Raw genomic sequence first — 19268 nt, 5'->3', positions numbered from 1 at the left:
GATCAGCCGACGGCGCCCCGGCATGTGGATGCCGGGGCGCCGGTGCTGCTGGCCGCCCTGATCAGTGCAGTCTGACGCGGTGCTGCATCCAGTGCTCCAGTGTGGTAAAACTTGCCTCCCAGCCGTCCGGGAAGGCCACCGGGACGCCCAACTGCACCGGCTCGGTGGCGGGGTGCTCGTCCAGCAGCTCGGCGATCCCGGCCCGGGCCACCACGATGCAGGCGTGCCGGTGGCGGGAGGCGAGCACGCAGAGCCGGCCGGTCTCCAGGTGGAAGGCGGTCGCGTCGGGGCGGCCGGAGAGCGGGTGCAGCACGACGGTGACGTCGTACTCCCGGCCCTGCAGCCGGTTGGCGGTGTCCACCGTGACGGCCGGCCCGGCGGCGCCGTCCACCGGGACGCCCGCCGTGAGCAGCGCCGCGCGGACCGCCGCCGCCTGGTCGCGGTGCGCGGTGCCGACGGCGATCCGGTCCGCGGTCAGCGGCGCCTCGCCCTGCTCGGAGTGCGCCGTCAGACCGCGGTCCAGCAGTCGGCGGACGGTGGCCGCGACCGCCGCCACGGCCTGCGGATCGGTCCGTACGGTGTGCCGGGCGGGCAGCTCCAGCAGTGCCCAGCCGTGCTCGGCGGCCCGGTCGATCACCGCGTCCAGCGCGGAGCCGTCGGGGCGGACGGCGGTGGTCAGCCGGCGGTCGTCCGGGCCGGTGCCGGAGCGGAACGGGGTGTACGGGTAGAAGGCCCGCGAGATCAGCGGTGCCGCGCTGGCGGGCAGCCGCCAGGAGACCGGCAGCCGGTGCGGCCGGATCTGCGGGTTGTGCGCCAGCATGGTCACCACGGCGCTGCCGGACGGGTCGTACGACAGGCCGGCCCACTGCTCGGTGCCGACCACGGTGAACGGGTCCAGCTGGCCGGGATCGCCGACGAACAGCGCCCGTTCGAACAGCCGGGCCACCGCGAGCAGGGCGTCCGACCGCATCTGGTACGCCTCGTCGACGATCGCGTGCCGCCACGGTGCCTCGGCCCGCACCCACTGCCACTTGGCCGAGGTGGAGATCACCACGTCGTGCTCGACCAGATCGGCGACCTTGTCGGACGGCGTGACGTTGGCGTGCTTCAGCACCTCCGGGCCGGGCCGGGAGTCCGCGGCGTGCAGCCGGCCGATCGTCAGCTCCGGCGCCTTCTCGGCGAGTCGGCCGACCAGGTCGTCCACCTGGCCGTTGGTCTGGGCGACGATCATCAGCCGCTCGCCGGCCCCGACCAGCTCGCGGGCGGCCCGCACCACGAGCGTCGACTTCCCGGCGCCGGGCGGGGAGTCCACCACCACGCCGCGCGGGGCGCCGACGGGCGGGTGGACGGTCGCGGCGAGGATCCCGGCCACCGCGGCGTCGGCGGCGGCCCCCGGCGCCGGCTCGGCGGGCTGTGCGAAGGCCGGACCGGCGGGCTGCTCGGGGATCTGTTCGGGGATCGAGGCGGCCATCACTCCCACTCCTCGGAGACGGACGGGGCGGGGACGGGCGCGGCACCGGGCGGGCCGCCGTGCGTCCAGGGGGTGTCGTCCGGCTCGGGCAGCGGCGCTGACTGGCGCACCGTCAACTCGAACAGGGTGAAGGTGACCTGTTCGCCGGGCTCCGGCAGACTGCCCGGCTCCGGCTCCTTCCTGCGGCCCATGCCGGACAGCACCCGCAACGTGATCGTGCTCGCGGCCGCGTCGACCGCGACGATCCCGGCCTTCTGCGCGGCCGGCGCTCCGCCGCCCTCCGACCGGGGGGACGCCCACACCCGGTACGCCTCCCGGCCGAGGTCCGCGTGGGGGCGGTCGGCGGTGCGCAGGGTGACCAGCGGGCGGGGCTTGGGGGAGCGGCCGGTGGTGTCCCAATCCGGCACCACCTCGGTCACCACGCCGCTGAACGCCTCACCGGCCAGCCGGTGTTCGGCCATCGCCAGCGGGTCGTCCAGCGCCTCCTGGACGTCCAGCCGGGCCTGCTCGCGCTCGCGCTGGGCGAGTTTGCGGGCGGCGGTGACGGCGTCGTCCTGCCGGGGCTGCGGCGGCTCACCGGCCGCCAGGCGGTCCCGGTGGCCGGTGTAGGACCACCGGTCGCCCGTCCAGCGTTCCGCCAGGTGGCCGGCCGGCGGCAGGGTGCGCAGCAGGTCCAGGCCGCGCCAGACGTCCCGCCAGGTGGGCAGCAGGACGGCCGTCAGCACCTCCTCCAACTGGCCGACCGCGGCCCGCACGGCGGCCCGGGCGCGCGCGGCGGCGGCCTCGTCGCGCTGCTCGGTGCTGTGCTGCAGGGCGCTCACCGCGGAGTCGTAGCGGGTGATCGCCGGGGCGAGCACGGCCTCGTCGAAGCGGGGGTCGGTGGCCGGGCCGGCCGGCGGGTGCAGCAGCCGGCCCTGTTCGTCCCGGGCGGACTCGGCCAGCTCGGCCGCCTGCGCGCCGGTCAGACCTTCCGGCGGGTCGTGCCAGGCGAGTCGGGCGGCCAGGTGCTGGTCCTCCAGGTGGCTCTGGCCGGTGGCCCAGTGCCGGGCCAGCAGGCCGGTCATCGGCAGCAGCAGACTGGAGCCGGGCACCTGGGCGCGGTCGGTCAGGTGGGTCAGCCAGCGGCCGAGCAGCGGCACCCGGACCGGCGCCGGGTAGGGGCCCGGCTCGTCGTCCTCGACGGTGCGGCGGAAGCGGGTCGAGCGGCCGATCAGGGCGAGGTGGTGCACGCCCGCGCCGTTGGGCACGATCAGCTGCGGGGCGTCCGCGCAGAGCTCGCGGAACACCTGGGTCTTCTCGCCCGTCTCCGGGTCCTTCTCGGAGCCCTCGACCTGCTCGACGTCGTCGGCGAAGGACTCCAGGTAGGGCAGCAGGTCGGCGGCCAGCTCGGCGAGGAAGTCGAACCGCAGGGTGCGGTTGAGCGGCTGCGGCACCAGGTGCAGCCGGGGCGCGTCCCGGTCGGTGCCCAGCATCACCGCCAGCGGCGCCCCGGACTCGCCGGCCGCCGTCAGCGGGACCAGCACCATCGGGCGGTCGGACAGGTGCCGGTGCCGCACGGTGGCCAGCGGCTCGGCCCGGCCACTGCGGACGGCCTCCAGCCGGGCCAGGGTGGTGAGGAGGCTCATGCGCGGCTCCCCAGTGCTTCCGCGCGCAGGGCGGCCGCGTAGGCCAGGCGCTCGGCCGCGTCGTCCGGGCCGTCCTCGTCGTCCTCGTCGTGCGGGGAATTCGGGCCGGCGGCGGCGGCCAGTGCCCCGGCCACCGTCCGGATGCTGCCCAGCTCGGCGCGCACGCCCCGGCCGAGCTGCTCGACCCGGTCGCCGCAGCGGGCCTGGGCGCGGCAGTGGAAGCCGAGCTCGCAGGTGGACAGGCAGTCCGGGCTGTACGCGGCGGGCACCGCCTCGACCGCGGTGGCCAGCTCCTCGGCGCTCCGGGCCGGGGCACCGGCCTCGTCGGCCGCCAGGTCGAAGTCCGCGCCCGGCGGCAGCGCGTCCAGCAGCCGGTCGATGCCGGTCATCCGGCTCAGCTGGCGGCGGGTGGTGGCCAGTTCCCGGCGGACGTCCACGGCTACTGCGGTCGGCCGGTTGCCGAAGTCCTTCGGGCAGACCAGCAGCACGCTCGTGCGGGGGCTGCCGGGCAGCCGCTGCTCGGTGTACGGGTCGTCGGCGAGCGGCTGCCCGGCCGCCGCGGCGGCGGCCTGCTGGAGTGCCAGCACGTACACGGCGGCCTGGCGGGCGGCGGCGCCGACCTTGGCCGGGTCCGCGCTGCCGTCGAGCACCGGGAAGGACTTGATCTCGACGACCGTGCACCGCCCGCCGTGCACCACGAGCGCGTCCGGCTCCAGGTAGGCGGTGCTGCCGGCCACGTCCAGGCGCAGCAACGGGTGGTCCAGCAGCGTCCAGGCCTCGGGGTCGGCGGCGGCCCGGCCCAGCGCCTCGAGCGTCCGGTCGGCGCGGACGGCCGGGCCGGAGCGCTGCAGCAGGTCCGGCACGAGCAGCGGGGCGTGGCCGTCCGCGGGGACGCCGAGGTGGCGGCGCAGCGGTTCCAGCAGCGGGGCGTAGCCGTCCGCCTTCAGCCGGGACTCGAAGATCACACCGCGGGCGATCGCGAACGGGGACTGCCCGAACGGGGCGGGCCGGCCGAGCCGGGCGGCCAGCACCGACTTGTCCACCCCGGCCGCGTCGAGCACGGCGCGGCGGTGGCAGCCCGGATTGGCGGCGAGCGCGGCGAGGGAGCGGGCGTTCAGGTTGCGCTGCGGGGCCGGTCCGCGCAGCTCGGCGAGCCGCTGGGCGAGCGGCTCAGCGGGCCCGCTGGGCGGGACGTTCGTCGAGACGTTCATGGTGCGGCCCAGTGTCGCATCCGGGTCCGACAACGCGGTGCGAACCGGCCGCCGCCGGACCGGCCACCGCGGGCGGCGGCGTCCGCACCGGCCCGCTATCGTGTCCGCCGCCGGCGTGGGAGATCATGGAACCCGGTGCTCGATGGCGAGACCGACCGTTGCCACCGCCCCGCTGCGAGGAGCCCTCCATGCCCGCCCGAATCGTGCTGGTCCGCCACGGCGAGACCGAGTGGTCCGCCACCGGCCGTCACACCGGCCGCACCGACATCCCGCTGACCGAGGAGGGCCGCGCGATGGCCCGGGCCCTCGGCGTCCGCCTCGCCAACGCCCCCTGGAACGGGCTGCCGGACGCGCTCGTCTACACCAGCCCGCTCGGCCGCGCCAAGGAGACCTGCGCGCTGGCCGGCTTCGGCGACCGCGCCGTCGAGCGCCCCGAGCTGATGGAGTGGGACTACGGCCGCTACGAGGGCCGCACCGGCGTGGACATCCGGGCCACCGACCACCCGGGCTGGCTGATCTGGCGGGACGGGGTGCCCGGGGGCGAGAAGCTCTCCGAGGTCGCCGCCCGGGTCGACGCCTTCCTCGCCGGCCTCCACCAGGAGCACGGCGTCCCGGACCCGGACACCACCGACATGCACTGCGCCGACCGGGACGTCATCCTGTTCGCGCACGGCCACCTGCTGCGCATCCTGACCGCACGCTGGCTGGGCCTGCCGCCCGAGTACGCCCAGCGGTTCAAGCTCGGCACGGCCGCGCTCTGCGTACTGTCCTGGGAGTACGGCGCACCGGCCGTGGAGGTCTGGAACGACCTCTCCCACCTGGAGGGCCTGCACGCCCGGCACTGACCGCCGGGCTGAGCACCGGGCCTGAGCCGCCAGGGGCCCGGCAGACGCACACCTAGGCGGCGGCCGCCCGGTCGTACTCGGCCAGGAACCGGCGCACCTCGGGCACCGCGGCGTGCGGGCGCAGCCGTCCGGCGGTGTCCGCCAGCATGCTCCGGATCCGGGCCGAGCGGACGTCGCCGAACAGCGCGACGGCGGACGAGCCGTGGTGCGCCGCGCCGGCCAGGTCCCCGCGGCCGAGCCGGTCGTGGGCCAACTCGGCGGTGTACAGCACCCGGTTGCGGACGAAGTGGGGCCGCTGCAGCGCTATGGCCAGCCCGGCCTGCTCGCTGGCACGGTCCCAGTCGCCGAGCGCGGACCAGCACTGCGACTGGAGGCCGGCGATCTCGGCCTCGCCGAAGAAGGACATCCACTCCGGATCGCCCTCGGCGGGGCCGCGGCCGAACAGCGCGTACGCCCGGCCGAGCGCGCGTTCACAGGAGGCGCGGTCCTGCAGCAGGGCCCAGGCGCCGGCCTCGCGCATGGCCAGCAGCGCGAGCAGCCGGTGGGAGCCGAGGCCGCGGGCGGCGACCTGCCCGGCCTGGGCGGCGCGCAGCGCCTCGCGCGGCCGGCCGGCGTCCCGGGCGAGGAAGGCGCTGTTGCAGAAGACGTGCGCCTCCAGCGCGGAGTCCCCGGCCATCCGGGCGGTGGCCAGCGCCTCGGCGTAGAACGAGCGGGCGTCCGCCAGCCGGTTCGAGTCGTGTGCCAACCAGCCCACCGAGATGGCGAGTTCGCCGGCCCCGGCCTGGAGCCGGCGCTCCGTCTCGGCGTTGTACTCGCCTTCGTTGAGCAGCACGTACGCGTTGCGCAGCGACTGCCCGGCGAGCTCGTACAGGGCGTCGCCGCCGTGCGCGTCGTCGGCCAACCGGATCTCCCGGACGGCCTGTTCGACGCCGAGCACCTCGGCGGTGCCGACCTTGCGCAGGGGTGGCACGGGCCCGGGCCGACCCGGTACCACCTGGTCGGGGGCGAACAGTGACGGTGCGGAGAACTCCGCACGGAAAAGGGCGCCTTGGCCGGTGAGCACACCGGAGGCGCCGTCGGCACCGGCCTGTCGGCCGGCGGCCGAGGCCGCTCGGTCGATGCCGATCACGGTGGCCAGCGCGGTCGTGCCGCCGGCCAGGAACGTACGGCGACGCACGTCGTCGTTCTCCTCGTCGAGATAGGGCGATCCATCGGGCCCCCTGGGCACCGCGCCGCGGCTCGGCCACGGCGGCCCGTCCGGAACGGCTGGATCCGCGTACGGCGAGGCAGCGTACGGGAGTTGGGTGGAGAGTGGTGAGCGCGGGGCGGGCAGGGGCACGAGCGGGGGGTGGGGCGCGGGCGCCTCGGCCCGCCCGCCGCCGACCGCCGAACGGCGGCGGACGGACGTCCGGGGGGCGAAGCCGAGGTCGGTGAGCGTGCGACCCGGCCACATGTGCCGGAAGACCCGCTCGTAGGCGTAGTTGGGGCAGCGGATCTCACCGGACTCGACCCGTCCGACGTAGCGGGCGTCGCAGGACACGTGCTCGCCGATCTCCCGGGCGGCCCGGCGCACCGCCATGGCGAACTCGCCGGGAGAGCGGTCGCCGCGCAGCGCGCGCATCACGGTGTTGGGGGACGGTCGGTTCGGCTCGGCCGGTGGGGTGGCTGCCATGGCGCCGAGAGTACTCGGAGTCACTGGACGGTCACGTGGGGTTCGTGGGAAATGTGCTGACAATACCGGTCAAAGCGGGCGATGTTGCGGGATATCTGCCATGAAATGCCATGCCTTGCTGTAAGGCGCCCCGTGGCCTGAGGTGCGTCCGCGGCGTTGTCCTGATACGTGGAAGCCCAAGCCGTCGCCCCGGCCCGTCCCAGCCCGGTGGCTCCTCCGGGCGGCTGTGCTTCCCTATCCGACGAGGTACAGGAGGGCCCATGATGGCCACCGGACTGCCGCAGTACCGACCCGTCGCCGGGGGTGTGCTCGCGGGCGCGGCCCCCGCCCTGCTCCCCGATCCCGCCGACGACCGGATCCCCGGCCGGGGCCCGGTCGAAGGCGGCCGCGCCCCCTGCGGCGGCCCCCGGCGCGAGCACCCCGCGCACGAGGGCACCCTCGTCACCACGCGCGACACCGTGACGGTCGCCCTGCGGCACGGCCTGGAAGCCGTCGACATCCTCAGACTGCGCCGCGCCTGCGGAGCCGTGCTGCAGAGCCCCAACGGCAGCACCGTCTCCTTCCTCGTCCCCGCCGGCACCTGGGAGACCTGGCACCTGCCCGGCAGCTCCTGTACGGCGGGCGCCCTCATCCCGGCCGGCACCGACCCGCACTGGGTGATCCCGCCCTCCGGCTCCGAGCGCACCGCCCGCCCCACGGACGCCTGGGTACTCCGCTCCGCCCTCTGCGAGGCCGCCTGCACGCTCACCGCAGGCGGCCTCGGCCCGTTCTAGCGGGCGTGCCGCGCGGATCCCGCCGGGCCCACGAGCACCGCTCGTCCCTCCGGCCGGATCCCCCCGGCACGCCCCTGGCGCGTGGCCTGCTCACCGCGGCGGAGGAGCGTTCGCGTGCGGCGGAGATAATGGCCGACATGGGACGAAGCAGCAGCAGAGCCGCCCGCGCCGGCGAGACGGCGGCCACCACCGGCCCGGGCGGACGCAGCCACGCCCAGGGCCCGCTCACCCGTCCCGTCGGCTCCGGCCTGGCCGAACTGCGGCCCGACCGCGACCGCCCCGCCGCCTGGTCACTGCTGATCGACGGCGCCCCGCAGTCCCTGGTCGACCTCGCCGACCCCACCCACCTCGGCTTCGAGTACCAGCGCAGGCTCGGCCACCTGATCGACCTGGTCGCCCCGCCCGGCCGCCCGCTGACCGTCCTCCACCTCGGCGGCGGCGCCCTCACCCTGGCCCGCTACGTCGCCGCCACCCGGCCGCGCTCCCGCCAGCAGGTCGCCGAGATCGACACCGCCCTCACCGAACTCGTCCGCACCGAACTGCCGTTGGACCGGGGCTGGCAGATCAAGGTGCGCGGCGCGGACGCCCGCAGCGTGCTGGAACGCACCCCCGAGGGCACCGTCGACCTGGTCATCACCGACGTCTTCTCCGGCGCCCGCACCCCGGCCCACTGCACCACCGTCGAGTTCACCGCCCTCGCCGCCCGGGCCCTCGCCCCCGGCGGCTGGTACGCCGCCAACATCGCCGACGGCGCCGCGCTGCCCTTCGCCCGCTCCCAGGTCGCCACCCTCGGCGCGGTCTTCCCGGAGCTCTGCCTGATCGCCGACCCCGCCGTCCTGCGCGGCAAGCGCTTCGGCAACCTCGTCCTGGCCGCCGCCCACAGCCCCCTCCCGGTCGCCGACCTCACCCGCCGCGCCGCCTCCGACCCGGCCCACGCCCGGGTCGAACACGGCCGCGTCCTCACCGACTTCGCCGCCGGCGCCGCCCCCGCGACGGACACCACGGCCGCGCCGTCCCCGGAACCGCCACCGGGCGTCTTCCACTGACGGCGCGCGGGGCCGCCGGCCGGGCCTGGGCCGCGTTCCGCCTGCGTACTCCAGGCCGCTCGGTGCCCGCTCAGTGTCCGTTCAGTGCCTTCTCAGTGGCCGCTCGGCAGTCCGCGGTGCTTGCACATGGCCGCCCCGGTGAGCAGCAGGCCGGCGGCGATGGGGGCGAGGACGGCGGTCGCGGTGGCGGGGCCGCCGGTCACGGGCGTCACCGTCGCGGCGTCCGCGATCACGAGCGTCTCCGGGGTGCCGGCGCCGGGCGCGGCCGAAGTGGCGGGGCCGACCGCGGCGCCGCCGTGGTCGGCGTCGGAACCGGTCGCCGTGTCGGTTGCGGACGTGGCCTCCTGGACCGGTGGCGCCTCCGAGGACGCGGATCGCCGCGGGTCGGCGGAGCGGACGGTGCCGGGGTGCGCGCGGTCGGCGGTGGGCAGTCCGGTGGGCTGCCCTTCCCGGGAGGCGCGGGTCTCGGCGGGCCGGGGCTGGGCGGGGACGGTGTCGAACAGGCCGGAGGCGATCGCGAAGGCGTCGGGGACGGCGGCTCGTTGGCCGGGCAGGGGGAGTCCGCCGGCTCGGATCCGCTCCTGGAGGGAGCCGTTGACCGTCCCGGCGGCCCGCTCGACGGGTTCGGTGCCGGTCGGCCCGCCGGTCGGCCCGCCGGTGGGGCCGGGGGAGCGGTCGGGCGTTGCGGCCGCCGACTGCCGCGCCCCGCCGGGGCGTTCGGCCGACTGCCCGTCGAGCGCGGGCCCGTCGAGGGCCGGTGTGCCGACGGCCGGTGCGCCGAGGGCTGGTGCGCTGACGGCTGGTGTGCTGTGCAGCGCGCGGCGGACGGCGGGTTGGGCCGGTTCCGGTAGGGGGCCGGCGGTCGCCGCGTAGGCGCCGGTGGCGCCGAGGCTCCAGAGTTGGGCGAGCAGGGCCCCTCCGGCCGCGACGGTCCGGGGGCGGGGCAGCCGGCGGGCGATCCCGCGTCGGGCTCCGGCGTCGCCGCGGGGGACGGGTTCCTGGGGCCTCGCGTGATTGGCTCGCACGTGAGTTGAGAACGAGCGGACGGGCGGTGAGGTCACGGCCGCTGTCACGGACAGTCATCGCGCGGGCGGCCCCGGGGCGGCGCTCCCGGGGCCACCGGCGGTGCGGCGGTCAGGAGTTGGGGCGCAGGGTCCAGGTGACCGTCATCACACCGGTGACGGCGCCGTCGGCGCGGGTGATCTCGACGGTGACCGGGAACTCGGGGCGGCCGCCCGCGTCCAGCTCGGCGACGATCTCGGTGGCCGGGCGGCCGAGCGTGGCGGTGGCGGTGACGTCGCCCATGGCCAGCTTCTTGTACGCGATCTCGGCGTTCACGGCCAGCGGTACGGCCCGGGACAGCTGGTCGCCGAAGGCGGCGAGCACGATGCAGCCGCTGGCGGACTCGGCGAGCGTGAACATCGCGCCGGCGTGCGGGCCACCGACGTGGTTGTGGTACGCGGGCTGGTCGGGCAGCCGGAGCACGGCGCGTTCCGGGGTGGTCTCCAGGTAGTCGAGCTTCAGGGTGTGCGCCATCGGCACGGTGGAGTCGAGCATCTGGCCGATCGTGGGTGTGGTCATGGCGACGATGTTACTAGCCGGTAGCTTCCGGCGGCAGGGGGCGACCGGAAAAGCCGGGCCGCCGGGCGCAGTTGAAGGAACGCGAAAACGCCCGAGGGGCCGACCTCTTGAAGAGATCGGCCCCTCGGGCTCTGGGGTGAGTGACGGGACTTGAACCCGCGGCCACCTGGACCACAACCAGGTGCTCTACCAACTGAGCTACACCCACCATCTGTCCGGTCCGTTCCCGCTCTCGCGTTCCCGTTCCGACAGGAAGAACTCTACAGGATCCGAGAGGGTGCTCGCGCCAGGGTTTCGTTCCGGCGACTGCGGGCGCCCGCGCGGATCCCGTAGCGGATTCCGTAGTGGATTCCGGTCCGGCAGGTTCCAGTCGGGCCGGGATCGGTCCGACAGGGATCGGTCGGCCGGGATCGGTCGGACCGGAATCCGGGATCAGCCGGCCGGCGGCTGGTACTTCCCGGCGATGGCGCGCGCGGTGTCGGCGTCCGGGCCGGGCTGCGGGACGAACACGGCCTCGCGGTAGTACCGCAGTTCGTCGATGCTCTCCCGGATGTCGGCGAGCGCCCGGTGGTTGCCGCCCTTCCGCGGGCTGTTGTAGTACGCCTTCGGGTACCAGCGGCGGGCCAGCTCCTTGATCGAGGAGACGTCCACGATCCGGTAGTGCAGGTGCTTCTCCAGGGCCGGCATGTCCCGGGCCAGGAAGCCGCGGTCGGTGGCCACCGAGTTGCCGCACAGCGGCGTCCTCCCGGCCTCCGGCGCGTGCTCGCGCACGTACGCGAGCACCCGCGCCTCGGCCTCGGCCAGGGTCACGCCCTGGTCCAGCTCCTCCAACAGGCCGGAGGCGGTGTGCATCACGCGCACCACCTCGGGCATGTTCGCCAGCGCCTCAGCCGGCGGCCGGACGATGACGTCGACGCCCTCGCCGAGGACGTTCAACTCGGAGTCCGTCACCAGCACCGCGACCTCGACCAGGGCGTCCCGGTCGAGGTCGAGGCCGGTCATTTCACAGTCGATCCATACCAAACGGTCATTCACGCAGCTCACCCTACGGCGCGATCACGCGCCGCGGGGACCGATGGTGCCGAGCGGGGCGCCGCGGTGCCGGCCTCGCCCTGCTGATCATCCGTCCCGCCGTGGGTGCCGCGGCCGTCCGGGTGCTCGCCCTCCCGGTCGGCGCGGGCCGGGTGACCGTCTCGGCCGGTCCGGGCCTCGCGCGCCGTCCGGGCGCCGTCGGCCGCCGCCCGGCCACCCTGCGGTCGGGCCTGCGGTGCCCGGCCCTGCCGGCCGCGGAGCCCGTCCGGCCCGCCCGCTGGCTGACCGGCGGGGGACGGCATCCGTCCGCCGGCCGCGCCGTGGCCGCGCCCGGCCGTACCCGGCTCGTCCGCGGGCCGCTCGGCCGCGCTGCGGTGCCCCTGCCCCTGGCCGCGGGCCCCCGGCTGGGGGAGCCCGTCCTCGGTCGCCGCGTGCTCGGCGGTGCGCGGCGGACGTCCAGCCCCCGCCCCCGCCCCCGGACCGGCCTGCGGCGGTACCACCGGGGGCCGCGCCGGACCGCGCCCGGCCGCACCCTGCTGCCCGGGGTGCGACTGCTGCGCGGCCTGCTGGTGCTGGTACGGCTGACCGGACCGGGTGTGGAAGCCCTGGGCGCCCGGCGTCCCGGCGTGGCCCTGGGCCTGGCCGTACCCGGCCGGCTGGCCGTGCGCTCCGGACTGGCCATGCCCTCCGGACTGGCCGTGGCCGACCGGCTGGCCATGCGGCACCGGCTGCCCGTGGGAGCCCACCGGCGCCGGCGCCCCCGGCCCGCCCGGGAACGGCTGCGCCGAGTGGCCGCCGTGCGCCCCGCCGTACAGCGGCCCGCCCGCCGCGGCCGGGTGCGACAGCGCTCCGGACAGCCGCAGGTCGCCGTGCACGCCGGCCGCCGTGGGCTGCTGCTGCCCGGGGCGGCGTGCCCGGTAGCTGGTCCGGTACGCGGCCGGGGAGACCCCGAGCTGGCGGCGGAAGTGCCCGCGCAGCGCCACCGGCGAACGGAACCCGCACCGGCGCGCGACGTCGTCCACCGACAGTTCCGAGGTCTCCAGCAGCCGCTGCGCCTGGAGCACCCGCTGGGTGATCAGCCACTGCAGCGGCGCACTGCCGGTGAGGGTGCGGAACCGCCGGTCGAAGGTGCGGCGGCTCATGTAGGCGCGAGCCGCCAGCACCTCGACGTCGAACTGCTGGTTGAGGTTCTCCAGCGCCCAGGTGACCACCTCGGCCAGCGGGTCGTTGCCGATCTCCTCCGGTAAAGACTGATCGATGTACTGGGCCTGTCCGCCCCCGCCGCGGCGGCTCGGCACGACCAGGCGGCGGGCCAGCGCGTTGGCCGCCTCGGCGCCGTGGTCGCTGCGCACCACGTGCAGGCACAGGTCGATGCCGGCGGCGGTGCCGGCCGACGTGAGCACGTCGCCGTCGTCGACGAACAGTTCGCGCGGGTCGACGTGCACTCGCGGATAGCGCTTGGCCAGCGTCGGCGCGTACATCCAGTGCGTGGTCGCCGGGCGGCCGTCCAGCAGGCCGGCGGCGGCCAGCACGAACGCGCCGGTGCAGAGGCCGATGATCCGGGCGCCCTCGTGGTGGGCCTTGCGCAGGGCGGTGATCGCCTCGACCGGAGGGGGCTGGGAGATCGAGCGCCAGGCCGGTACGACGATCGTGCCGGCCCGGGCGAGGGCTTCCAGGCCGTACGGGGCGGAGAGGGTCAGGCCGCCGGTGGTGGCCAGCGGGCCCTCCTCGCCGGCGCAGACCAGCAGGCGGTAGCGGGGCACCCCGGCGTCCTGGCGGTCCACGCCGAAGACCGAGAGCGGGATCGAGCTCTCGAAGATCGGGGCGCCGCCGAAGATCAGCACCGCGACGGTCTCCCGGCGGCGGCGGCCGGACAGCTTCCGCGGGGCGGCGGCCGTCATCGGGGCCGGGGAGCCGTTGGCCCCGGATCCGCCGTGGCCCAGCGGGCCGTGGCCGGGGGCAGTGCCGAGCGCTAGGCCGCCGAGCGAGCCGGCGGCGGCTCCCGGGGCAGCGTTCAGGCCGGGACCGCCGCCAGGGTGGGCGAGGTGGCCCGAGTGGCCCGAGTGGCCGAGGTGACCGGGGTAATCGCCGCCGTAGGTCGGTGTGGGGCTGACGAGGCCTCGGCTGACGGGGTGTCCGCCATTGACGGCCTGGCCGCCGACGGCGCCGTACCCACCGTTGACGAAGTGTCCGCCGGACTGTGGCTGGCCTCCATAGGGCGCCGCCGCGCCGTGCTCGGCTCCGGCCGGGGCCCCGCCGGGGCCGCCGGCGGGGGAATGCACCGCGGGGGAATGCACTGCGGGGTGCGAGGAGTGCGCTGCGGCGCCCGGGCTGCTCGGATTGCTCGGGCTGCCGGCGGTGCGGGTGGTGGCGGCGATCGCGGAGGTGCCAGTGCTTCTTGCGGACCGACTCGCTGTGCCGGCCGCCGCCTGGCCGCTGTCAGGACCCGCGTCGCTCCTGCTCACCCTGCTCAAGGCGCTCAAGCCCCCTCGGTGGTGTGGTGTGGGTGGTGCGGCACTGCTGGCCAAGATCGAAATCTATCGGGTGGACCATTGCCGTTGTGACAAGTTCACCATCCGACGCTATGTCGACATGGCAATTTGGCGTGATGCATTCGATCACGAAGCGTGGCACCCGTCGACCTTTCTGGGAAGAGGGCCGGGGCAACGGTGGCTGGTTGTCGCGGGGCCGCTCCTGGGGCGTCCGACTCCCGTGCGCCCGGTCGACAGGTCTGGGCTGCGGATTTCCCCAAGCGGGAGAGATCGGCGCGAAATTGACCGAAAATCGGCGGTGCACGAGGGGGCGCACGGACACACGCCGTGCGCCTCCCGGGCTCCATCCGGCCAAGCCTGGTGCGGTGGAACCGGGATCCGGAGCGCCGGGTTACGGTCCTGCCGTGAATACCAACAGCCGGCTCGAACGGGCCAACGACAACGCCGCCGCCTTCTGGCTCGCCCAAGCCCGGGTACACGGCTGGCGGTTCCGCACCGGCCCGGGTCTGGCGGGGGTCCGCTGCGCCCGTACCCCGGACGACGCGCACCGGTTCGTGGTGACCCGGCCCTACTCCGAACCAGGCGCAGTGGAAAAGGAGTTGGAGGGTCTGCTGGCCGAGTGGTCGACCATACCCTTCACCCTGGAGGACCCCTACGGCGGGCTCGACCTCACCCGCTTCGGGGCCGCCCGGATGCCGCTCATGCCGGTGATGGTCCGGGAGCCGGGCCCGGTCGAAGGCGCGACGACCGCCCTCCCCGCCGTCTGGAAAGCGCACGGCAGCGGCATCCTGACGGTCGATGAGGCCCGGGACGCAGACAGCTTCGCGCAGGTCGAACGGGCGATCGTGGAGGGCTTCCCGCTGCCCGCCCGACAGCCCTGGGTCCGCGGTGTCGCCCTCCCGGAGCAGCTGCTGCGCGAACCCGGCTGGCGGGCGTGGCTCTGCTGCGTCGACGGCGCCGCGGCGGGCACCTGCCTCACCTACGACGACGGCCACGCCACCGGGGTGTACTGGGTCGCGACCCTGCCCGACTGGCGCGGCCGGGGAGTGGCCAGCGCCGTCCTGCGGACCGCGCTGGCCCACGCGCACCCGGACCGCCCGGCCACCCTGGTCGCCACGGCGGTCGGCGAACCGCTCTACCGCAAGCTCGGATTCATCGAGCAGGCCCGTACCTGCTGGTGGAGCCGCACCTCGACGGCCGGCTGACCCGGTGGGGCGCGCGGCGGGCGCTACTGGGCGGCGGCCACCGCGCCCGCCGCAAGTTGTGTCGTGACGACCGCCGCCGGGACGGGATCCACGGCGAGGACGGTCCGGGTGGACGCCTCCTCGTCGGCCACCGGGCGGAGGGCCGGCGGGCGCACGGCCGGGGTGGCCCGGCGGCCCTCTGCGACCGGATCCGGGGCGGCACCGGCCCGCGCGCCCGAGACCCCTCCCGTGCCGGGGCGGGCGACGGCGATCACGGCAAACCCGCCGGATCGGTTTCGGACACCGGACCCGGTTCCCGCACCCGCCACGCCGCCCGCCCCGGTGCCTGCTACTCCGCCCGCCCCGGCGGTCGCGGGAACGGGCGCACTCGGGCCCTCCGGGGCGGCCGCCGACGGGCGCACGCCGGACCGTGCGCCGAGCGGCGCCGCGGCCCGCGCCGGCACCCCGGCGGCCCCCCGCCGCCCGACTCCGCCCGCCCGGCTCCCCGGCCGGGGTGAGGGCGCGTTGCGCGCGGCGAGCACCTGGCCGACGGCTTCCGGCAGCCCCGCCGCTTTCAGCGTCGGCCGGTAGCCGATCTCCGCCCACGGCCGGCCGTGGTGCAGCCAGACGCTGCGCAGCCCGGCCAGCTCGGCACCGGCGATGTCGGCGGGCGCGTGGTCCCCGACCATCCAGGTGTGCGCGGCCCAGTCCCCGGTGGGGGCGATGCCGCACCGCTGCGCGGCCATCTCGAAGATCAGCGGATCCGGCTTGACGCAGTCCGCCTCCTCGGAGATGACCCAGCCGTCGACCAGCGGCCCCAGCCCGGTCCGCCGGATCTTCTCCAACTGGGGCCGGGTGCCGCCGTTGCTGACGATCCCGAGCGTCCACCCGGCCGCCCGCGCGGCCTGCAGCGCCTCGATGTGCCGCGGCGGGCACTGGATGTGGGAGTTGATGCCGCGTCGGTAGTGGGCGAGCAGGAACTCGATGGAGACGTCCAGGCCGTAGCGGCGCCGGACCGCGGACAGTACGGTGCTGCGCGGTACGTAGCCGCCGCCGTCGAGGGTGACGAACCAGTCGACGTCGCTGGGCGGCAGGTCGTGTTCGGACAGGAAGTCCTGCGCCCAGGCCTGGAAAGCGGCGTCCCGGGGCAGCAGCGTGTTGTCGAGGTCGAACAGGAGCAGGGGCATGCCGAGCATCGTGCCAGCGCCCGCGCCTATGCGTTTGGCAAATGCCAGAGCACGTCGCGAAGCCGTACGAAGTGGCTGAAATGGGTTGCGACACCTGACGTAGGGATCCTCCGCAGGCCCGGGACGGGACGGACGGCGCGGGACGGGCGGGGCGGTTCGGGCGGGGCGGTTCGGGACTGCTCGGGACGGCGGGAGTTGGCGGGAGTCGGCGGGAGTCGGCGGTGCGGGCGGGTTCGGAGAGGCCTGCCGGGATCGGTGGGGCGTAACGGGTCCGCGACGCGTCGCAACGGATCGTCGCCGATCCATGACAGTCCGGTCACGGTGTCCTGGAGGCCTGTTGCGCCGTCCGGCCCGCTCAGTCAAGCTCCAGGGAACCTCCTTTCCGGAGGGGGCGCGACCGCCTGCGGGAAGGGCGCACCGCCACGGCGGGCGCATCCCTCGTTCGCGGGAACAACGTCGCTCCGGGGCTTCGCCGCTGGGCCGGGCCCCACGATCGTCGTACCCTGAGTCGTACTCTGAAAGGAACAGGTCCATACGGTGCTGCGCGGCTCAGACCGACGTCATCCCGTGGGCGGGCCTGCTGCCCGGGCAGCGTTGTCCTCTTCTGTCGGCCCCTCTCCATCGAAGAGCCGTGAGCCATGGCTGGTTTTGAGCCTCCCCGACCGGTTGAACCGGACACGCCCCGCAGCGCGGGCGCAGGGACCGGGAGAGACGGCGTCCGCACGACCTCCGGCCCGGTCGACGGGCAGCCTGCTTCCGAGCACGTCGGCGGCGCCGTCGACAGCGCCGCCGACGGCCCCGTCGTCGAGCCTGCCGACGGACGCACTGATGCGCCCGCCGGGGCCCCGGCACGCATCCCGCCCGGCCGGGCGGGACTTGAGCAGCGAGCCGATGCGGTCGAAGCGGCCCGGCCTGCCGAGCCGGACCCCGGGAGCGACGGCCCCGGAAGCGGCGGCCCCGGCAACGATGGCCCCGGGAGCGACGGCCCCGGGAGCGACGGCCGCCAGGGTTTCGCGCGTGCTCTGCGCGGCCTTGCCGGCCGCGGCAGCCCTTCCCGCCATGGCAGCCTTTCCCGCCGTGACCGCCACGGACCTCACGAGCGACGCGGCGAGCCTCCGGCAGGCCCTGGGGGGCGTCCGGTGACGGGCCGCCTCGGCCCGGGCGCCGAGCGCCCGGAGACGGCTCCCGGTGCGGCCGGCGCGTTCGACGGGCGCGTCGACCCGTCTGCACAGGAGACGCCCGCGGCCGCCCTCGACCCGGTGTTCCAGCACGGCGTGGTGGTCGGTTTCGACGGCTCACTGTCGAGCGAGCGCGCCCTCGCCTACGCGGTCGGCATGGCGCGCCGATCGCAGTGCGGCCTGGTGATCGTGCACGTCGCCAACCGCTTGCCCGCCACGGTCTGGGCGGGCTGTGAGCCTCCCGTCTTCGTCGACCTCCCCGACCATCGGACCGAGGTCCTCGGACTGGAGCTCGCCTGTGCGGACTTCCTCGCCGGGGTGCCGTGGATCCTGGTCGAGCGCGGCGGTGACATCTGCCACGAGATCGAGGAGGTCGGCCGCGAGTACGCCGCCGACGCGATCGTCGTCGGCACGACGCACGGCCTGCTCGGCAAGATCTTCGGGTCGGTCTCCGGACGGCTGGCGCGGCGGGCCAACCGCCCGGTGATCGTGATCCCCTGACGGTTCGTTCGAACTGTCTCCTGCTGCCTCCTCCACCGTGGGCCGCTCCTCAACACCGGTTGCGGAGCGGGGCGTTGCCCCGGTGGGATCGGCTCAGGACGTGACGCCGAGCTCCCGGGCGATGAGCATGCGCTGAACCTCCGACGTGCCCTCCCCGATTTCCAGGATCTTGCTGTCGCGCCAGAAGCGGGCGACCGGGAATTCGTTCATGAAGCCGTACCCGCCGTGGATCTGGGTCGCCTCGCGGGCGTTGTCGACGGCGGCCTCCGACGAGTACAGCTTCGCGATCGCGGCCTCCTTCTTGAACGGTTCACCGTGCAGCATCCGGGAGGCGGCGTCCCGCCAGGCCAGGCGGGAGGTGTGGGCGCGCAGCTCCATGTCGGCAAGCTTGAACTGGATGGCCTGGTTGGCGCCGATCGGCCGGCCGAAGGCCCGGCGCTCGCCGGCGTACTTCACGGACTCGTCGACGCAGCCCTGGGCCAGGCCGGTGGCCAGGGCCGCGATCGCGATGCGGCCCTCGTCGAGGATCCGCAGGAACTGGGCGTAGCCTCGGCCACGCTCACCCAGCAGGTTGGCCGCGGGCACGCGGCAGTCGGTAAAGGACAGTTCGCGGGTGTCGGATGCGTTCCACCCGACCTTCGAGTACTTCTTCGAGACCTGGAATCCCGGGGTCCCGGTGGGCACGATGATGGAGGAGATCTCCCGTGTGGGCGAGCGGAATTCGCCTTCTTCACTCGAACGAGCGATCGGTTCGGTGAGTGCGGTGACGGTGACCAGGCCGGTGATGTCGGTGCCGGAGTTGGTGATGAAGCACTTGGTGCCGTTGATGACCCACTCGTCGGTGGCCTCGTCGTACCGCGCGGTGGTGCGGGTGGCCCCGGCGTCCGAGCCGCCCTCCGGCTCGGTCAGGCCGAAGGCGCCGAGGAGTTCGCCCGAGGTCAGCCGGGGCAGCCACGCGCGCTTCTGCTCCTCCGTGCCGAAGCGGTAGATGGGCATCGCGCCGAGCGAGACGCCGGCCTCCAGCGTGATCGCCACCGAGGAGTCGACGCGGGCGAGTTCCTCCAGGGCGAGGCCGAGGGCGAAGTAGTCGCCGCCCATGCCGCCGTATTCCTCCGAGAAGGGCAGGCCGAAGAGCCCCATCCGCCCCATCTCGCGGACGATCTCGTAGGGGAACTCCTCCCGCTCGTAGAACTCGCCGATCTTCGGCGCCACCACGTCCTGGGCGAACTCGGCGACGGTGCGCCGCAGTTCCTCGTACTCGCTGCTGAGCCGGTGGTCGAACATGGTGATCCTCCTGATGCCCGGCCGGGGTGGCCGCGGGCGTGAGCGGGATGACCGGCGTCCGTCTGACGGTGTGACGGTCGCACGGTGTGCTTGAAAGATGAGTGCGGTGAGATGAGCGGGGTGCGTGGCGTCGGCCGGACCGTACGGGGCGTGGCCGACGCCGGAACGCGGGTGGAGCGGGGCAGG

General features: G+C 75.3%; 14 protein-coding genes, 1 tRNA gene and 1 pseudogene. 5 read left to right on the top strand and 11 right to left on the bottom strand.

Going from position 1 to position 19268, the window contains the following annotated elements; translation table 11 throughout:
- Positions 1–61: 61 nt before the first annotated feature.
- The 3 genes from AC0B61_RS16185 to AC0B61_RS16175 are packed head-to-tail and all read right to left on the bottom strand — an operon-like array spanning position 62 to position 4307.
- Complete coding sequence (locus tag AC0B61_RS16185; protein ID WP_471741312.1) at positions 62–1471, bottom strand: AAA domain-containing protein; 1410 nt, start codon at positions 1469–1471, stop codon at positions 62–64.
- Positions 1471–3096: a hypothetical protein gene (locus tag AC0B61_RS16180; RefSeq protein WP_471741311.1), complete on the bottom strand. Its 1626-nt coding sequence runs from the start codon at positions 3094–3096 to the stop codon at positions 1471–1473. The genes AC0B61_RS16185 and AC0B61_RS16180 overlap by 1 nt, the downstream gene beginning before the upstream one ends.
- Positions 3093–4307: a hypothetical protein gene (locus AC0B61_RS16175; protein WP_471741310.1), complete on the bottom strand. Its 1215-nt coding sequence runs from the start codon at positions 4305–4307 to the stop codon at positions 3093–3095. The genes AC0B61_RS16180 and AC0B61_RS16175 overlap by 4 nt, the downstream gene beginning before the upstream one ends.
- 188 nt (positions 4308–4495) lie before the next feature.
- On the opposite strand from AC0B61_RS16175, the gene AC0B61_RS16170 reads away from it, so the two are divergent.
- The gene (locus AC0B61_RS16170; RefSeq protein ID WP_471741309.1) at positions 4496–5152 is read left to right on the top strand and encodes a histidine phosphatase family protein; all 657 of its coding nucleotides are present in this window, start codon (positions 4496–4498) and stop codon (positions 5150–5152) included.
- Between the two features lie 52 nt (positions 5153–5204).
- On the opposite strand, the gene AC0B61_RS16165 is transcribed toward AC0B61_RS16170, so the two are convergent.
- Entirely contained in the window at positions 5205–6824 is a 1620-nt protein-coding gene (locus tag AC0B61_RS16165) for a tetratricopeptide repeat protein (protein ID WP_471741308.1), read from the bottom strand.
- A gap of 260 nt (positions 6825–7084) precedes the next feature.
- Here AC0B61_RS16165 and AC0B61_RS16160 point away from each other — a divergent pair, with 260 nt between their 5' ends.
- Both AC0B61_RS16160 and AC0B61_RS16155 read left to right on the top strand, forming a co-directional pair.
- Positions 7085–7597, top strand: coding sequence for a hypothetical protein (locus AC0B61_RS16160; protein WP_471741307.1), 513 nt, complete (start codon positions 7085–7087; stop codon positions 7595–7597).
- 137 nt (positions 7598–7734) lie between these two features.
- Positions 7735–8643 (top strand): spermidine synthase, encoded by a 909-nt coding sequence (locus tag AC0B61_RS16155; RefSeq protein WP_471741306.1) that lies wholly within the window; start codon positions 7735–7737, stop codon positions 8641–8643.
- Positions 8644–8735: 92 nt separating this feature from the next.
- Here AC0B61_RS16155 and AC0B61_RS16150 read toward each other — a convergent pair whose 3' ends face one another.
- The 5 genes and pseudogenes from AC0B61_RS16150 to AC0B61_RS16130 all read right to left on the bottom strand — a co-directional run.
- On the bottom strand, positions 8736–9668 hold the full coding sequence (locus AC0B61_RS16150; RefSeq protein ID WP_471741305.1) for a hypothetical protein: 933 nt from the start codon (positions 9666–9668) through the stop codon (positions 8736–8738).
- Between the two features lie 109 nt (positions 9669–9777).
- Positions 9778–10224 (bottom strand): DUF4442 domain-containing protein, encoded by a 447-nt coding sequence (locus AC0B61_RS16145; RefSeq protein WP_471741304.1) that lies wholly within the window; start codon positions 10222–10224, stop codon positions 9778–9780.
- Positions 10225–10356: 132 nt separating this feature from the next.
- Positions 10357–10432 (bottom strand) — tRNA-His (locus AC0B61_RS16140).
- A 224-nt stretch (positions 10433–10656) separates the two neighbouring features.
- Entirely contained in the window at positions 10657–11259 is a 603-nt protein-coding gene (gene orn, locus AC0B61_RS16135) for an oligoribonuclease (RefSeq protein ID WP_471741303.1), read from the bottom strand.
- Positions 11260–11936: 677 nt separating this feature from the next.
- Positions 11937–13157 (bottom strand): annotated as a pseudogene (locus AC0B61_RS16130) (helix-turn-helix domain-containing protein); the annotation flags it as partial.
- Positions 13158–14152: 995 nt separating this feature from the next.
- Between AC0B61_RS16130 and AC0B61_RS16125 the strand changes: the two are divergent.
- Entirely contained in the window at positions 14153–14953 is an 801-nt protein-coding gene (locus tag AC0B61_RS16125; protein WP_471741302.1) for a GNAT family N-acetyltransferase, read from the top strand.
- A gap of 23 nt (positions 14954–14976) precedes the next feature.
- Here the strand turns inward: AC0B61_RS16125 and AC0B61_RS16120 are convergent, their stop codons facing one another.
- On the bottom strand, positions 14977–16119 hold the full coding sequence (locus AC0B61_RS16120; RefSeq protein WP_471741301.1) for an HAD family hydrolase: 1143 nt from the start codon (positions 16117–16119) through the stop codon (positions 14977–14979).
- A gap of 1139 nt (positions 16120–17258) precedes the next feature.
- Here AC0B61_RS16120 and AC0B61_RS16115 point away from each other — a divergent pair.
- On the top strand, positions 17259–17798 hold the full coding sequence (locus AC0B61_RS16115) for a universal stress protein (protein WP_471741300.1): 540 nt from the start codon (positions 17259–17261) through the stop codon (positions 17796–17798).
- Positions 17799–17891: 93 nt separating this feature from the next.
- Here the strand turns inward: AC0B61_RS16115 and AC0B61_RS16110 are convergent, their stop codons facing one another.
- Complete coding sequence (locus AC0B61_RS16110) at positions 17892–19082, bottom strand: acyl-CoA dehydrogenase family protein (protein ID WP_471741299.1); 1191 nt, start codon at positions 19080–19082, stop codon at positions 17892–17894.
- Positions 19083–19268: the final 186 nt, after the last annotated feature.

The organism is Kitasatospora sp. NPDC023385 (genome assembly GCF_055664045.1).
This window is presented reverse-complemented; position numbering and strand designations above follow the sequence as displayed.

Excerpts from the sequence above, each read along its gene's own strand:
- AC0B61_RS16180 (WP_471741311.1), bottom strand. The coding sequence starts at position 3,096 with ATGAGCCTCCTCACCACCCTGGCCCGGCTGGAGGCCGTCCGCAGTGGC.
- AC0B61_RS16185 (WP_471741312.1), bottom strand. The coding sequence starts at position 1,471 with ATGGCCGCCTCGATCCCCGAACAGATCCCCGAGCAGCCCGCCGGTCCG.
- AC0B61_RS16175 (WP_471741310.1), bottom strand. The coding sequence starts at position 4,307 with ATGAACGTCTCGACGAACGTCCCGCCCAGCGGGCCCGCTGAGCCGCTC.
- AC0B61_RS16165 (WP_471741308.1), bottom strand. The coding sequence starts at position 6,824 with ATGGCAGCCACCCCACCGGCCGAGCCGAACCGACCGTCCCCCAACACC.
- AC0B61_RS16160 (WP_471741307.1), top strand. The coding sequence starts at position 7,085 with ATGATGGCCACCGGACTGCCGCAGTACCGACCCGTCGCCGGGGGTGTG.
- AC0B61_RS16120 (WP_471741301.1), bottom strand. The coding sequence starts at position 16,119 with ATGCCCCTGCTCCTGTTCGACCTCGACAACACGCTGCTGCCCCGGGAC.
- AC0B61_RS16155 (WP_471741306.1), top strand. The coding sequence starts at position 7,735 with ATGGGACGAAGCAGCAGCAGAGCCGCCCGCGCCGGCGAGACGGCGGCC.
- AC0B61_RS16170 (WP_471741309.1), top strand. The coding sequence starts at position 4,496 with ATGCCCGCCCGAATCGTGCTGGTCCGCCACGGCGAGACCGAGTGGTCC.
- AC0B61_RS16110 (WP_471741299.1), bottom strand. The coding sequence starts at position 19,082 with ATGTTCGACCACCGGCTCAGCAGCGAGTACGAGGAACTGCGGCGCACC.
- AC0B61_RS16145 (WP_471741304.1), bottom strand. The coding sequence starts at position 10,224 with ATGACCACACCCACGATCGGCCAGATGCTCGACTCCACCGTGCCGATG.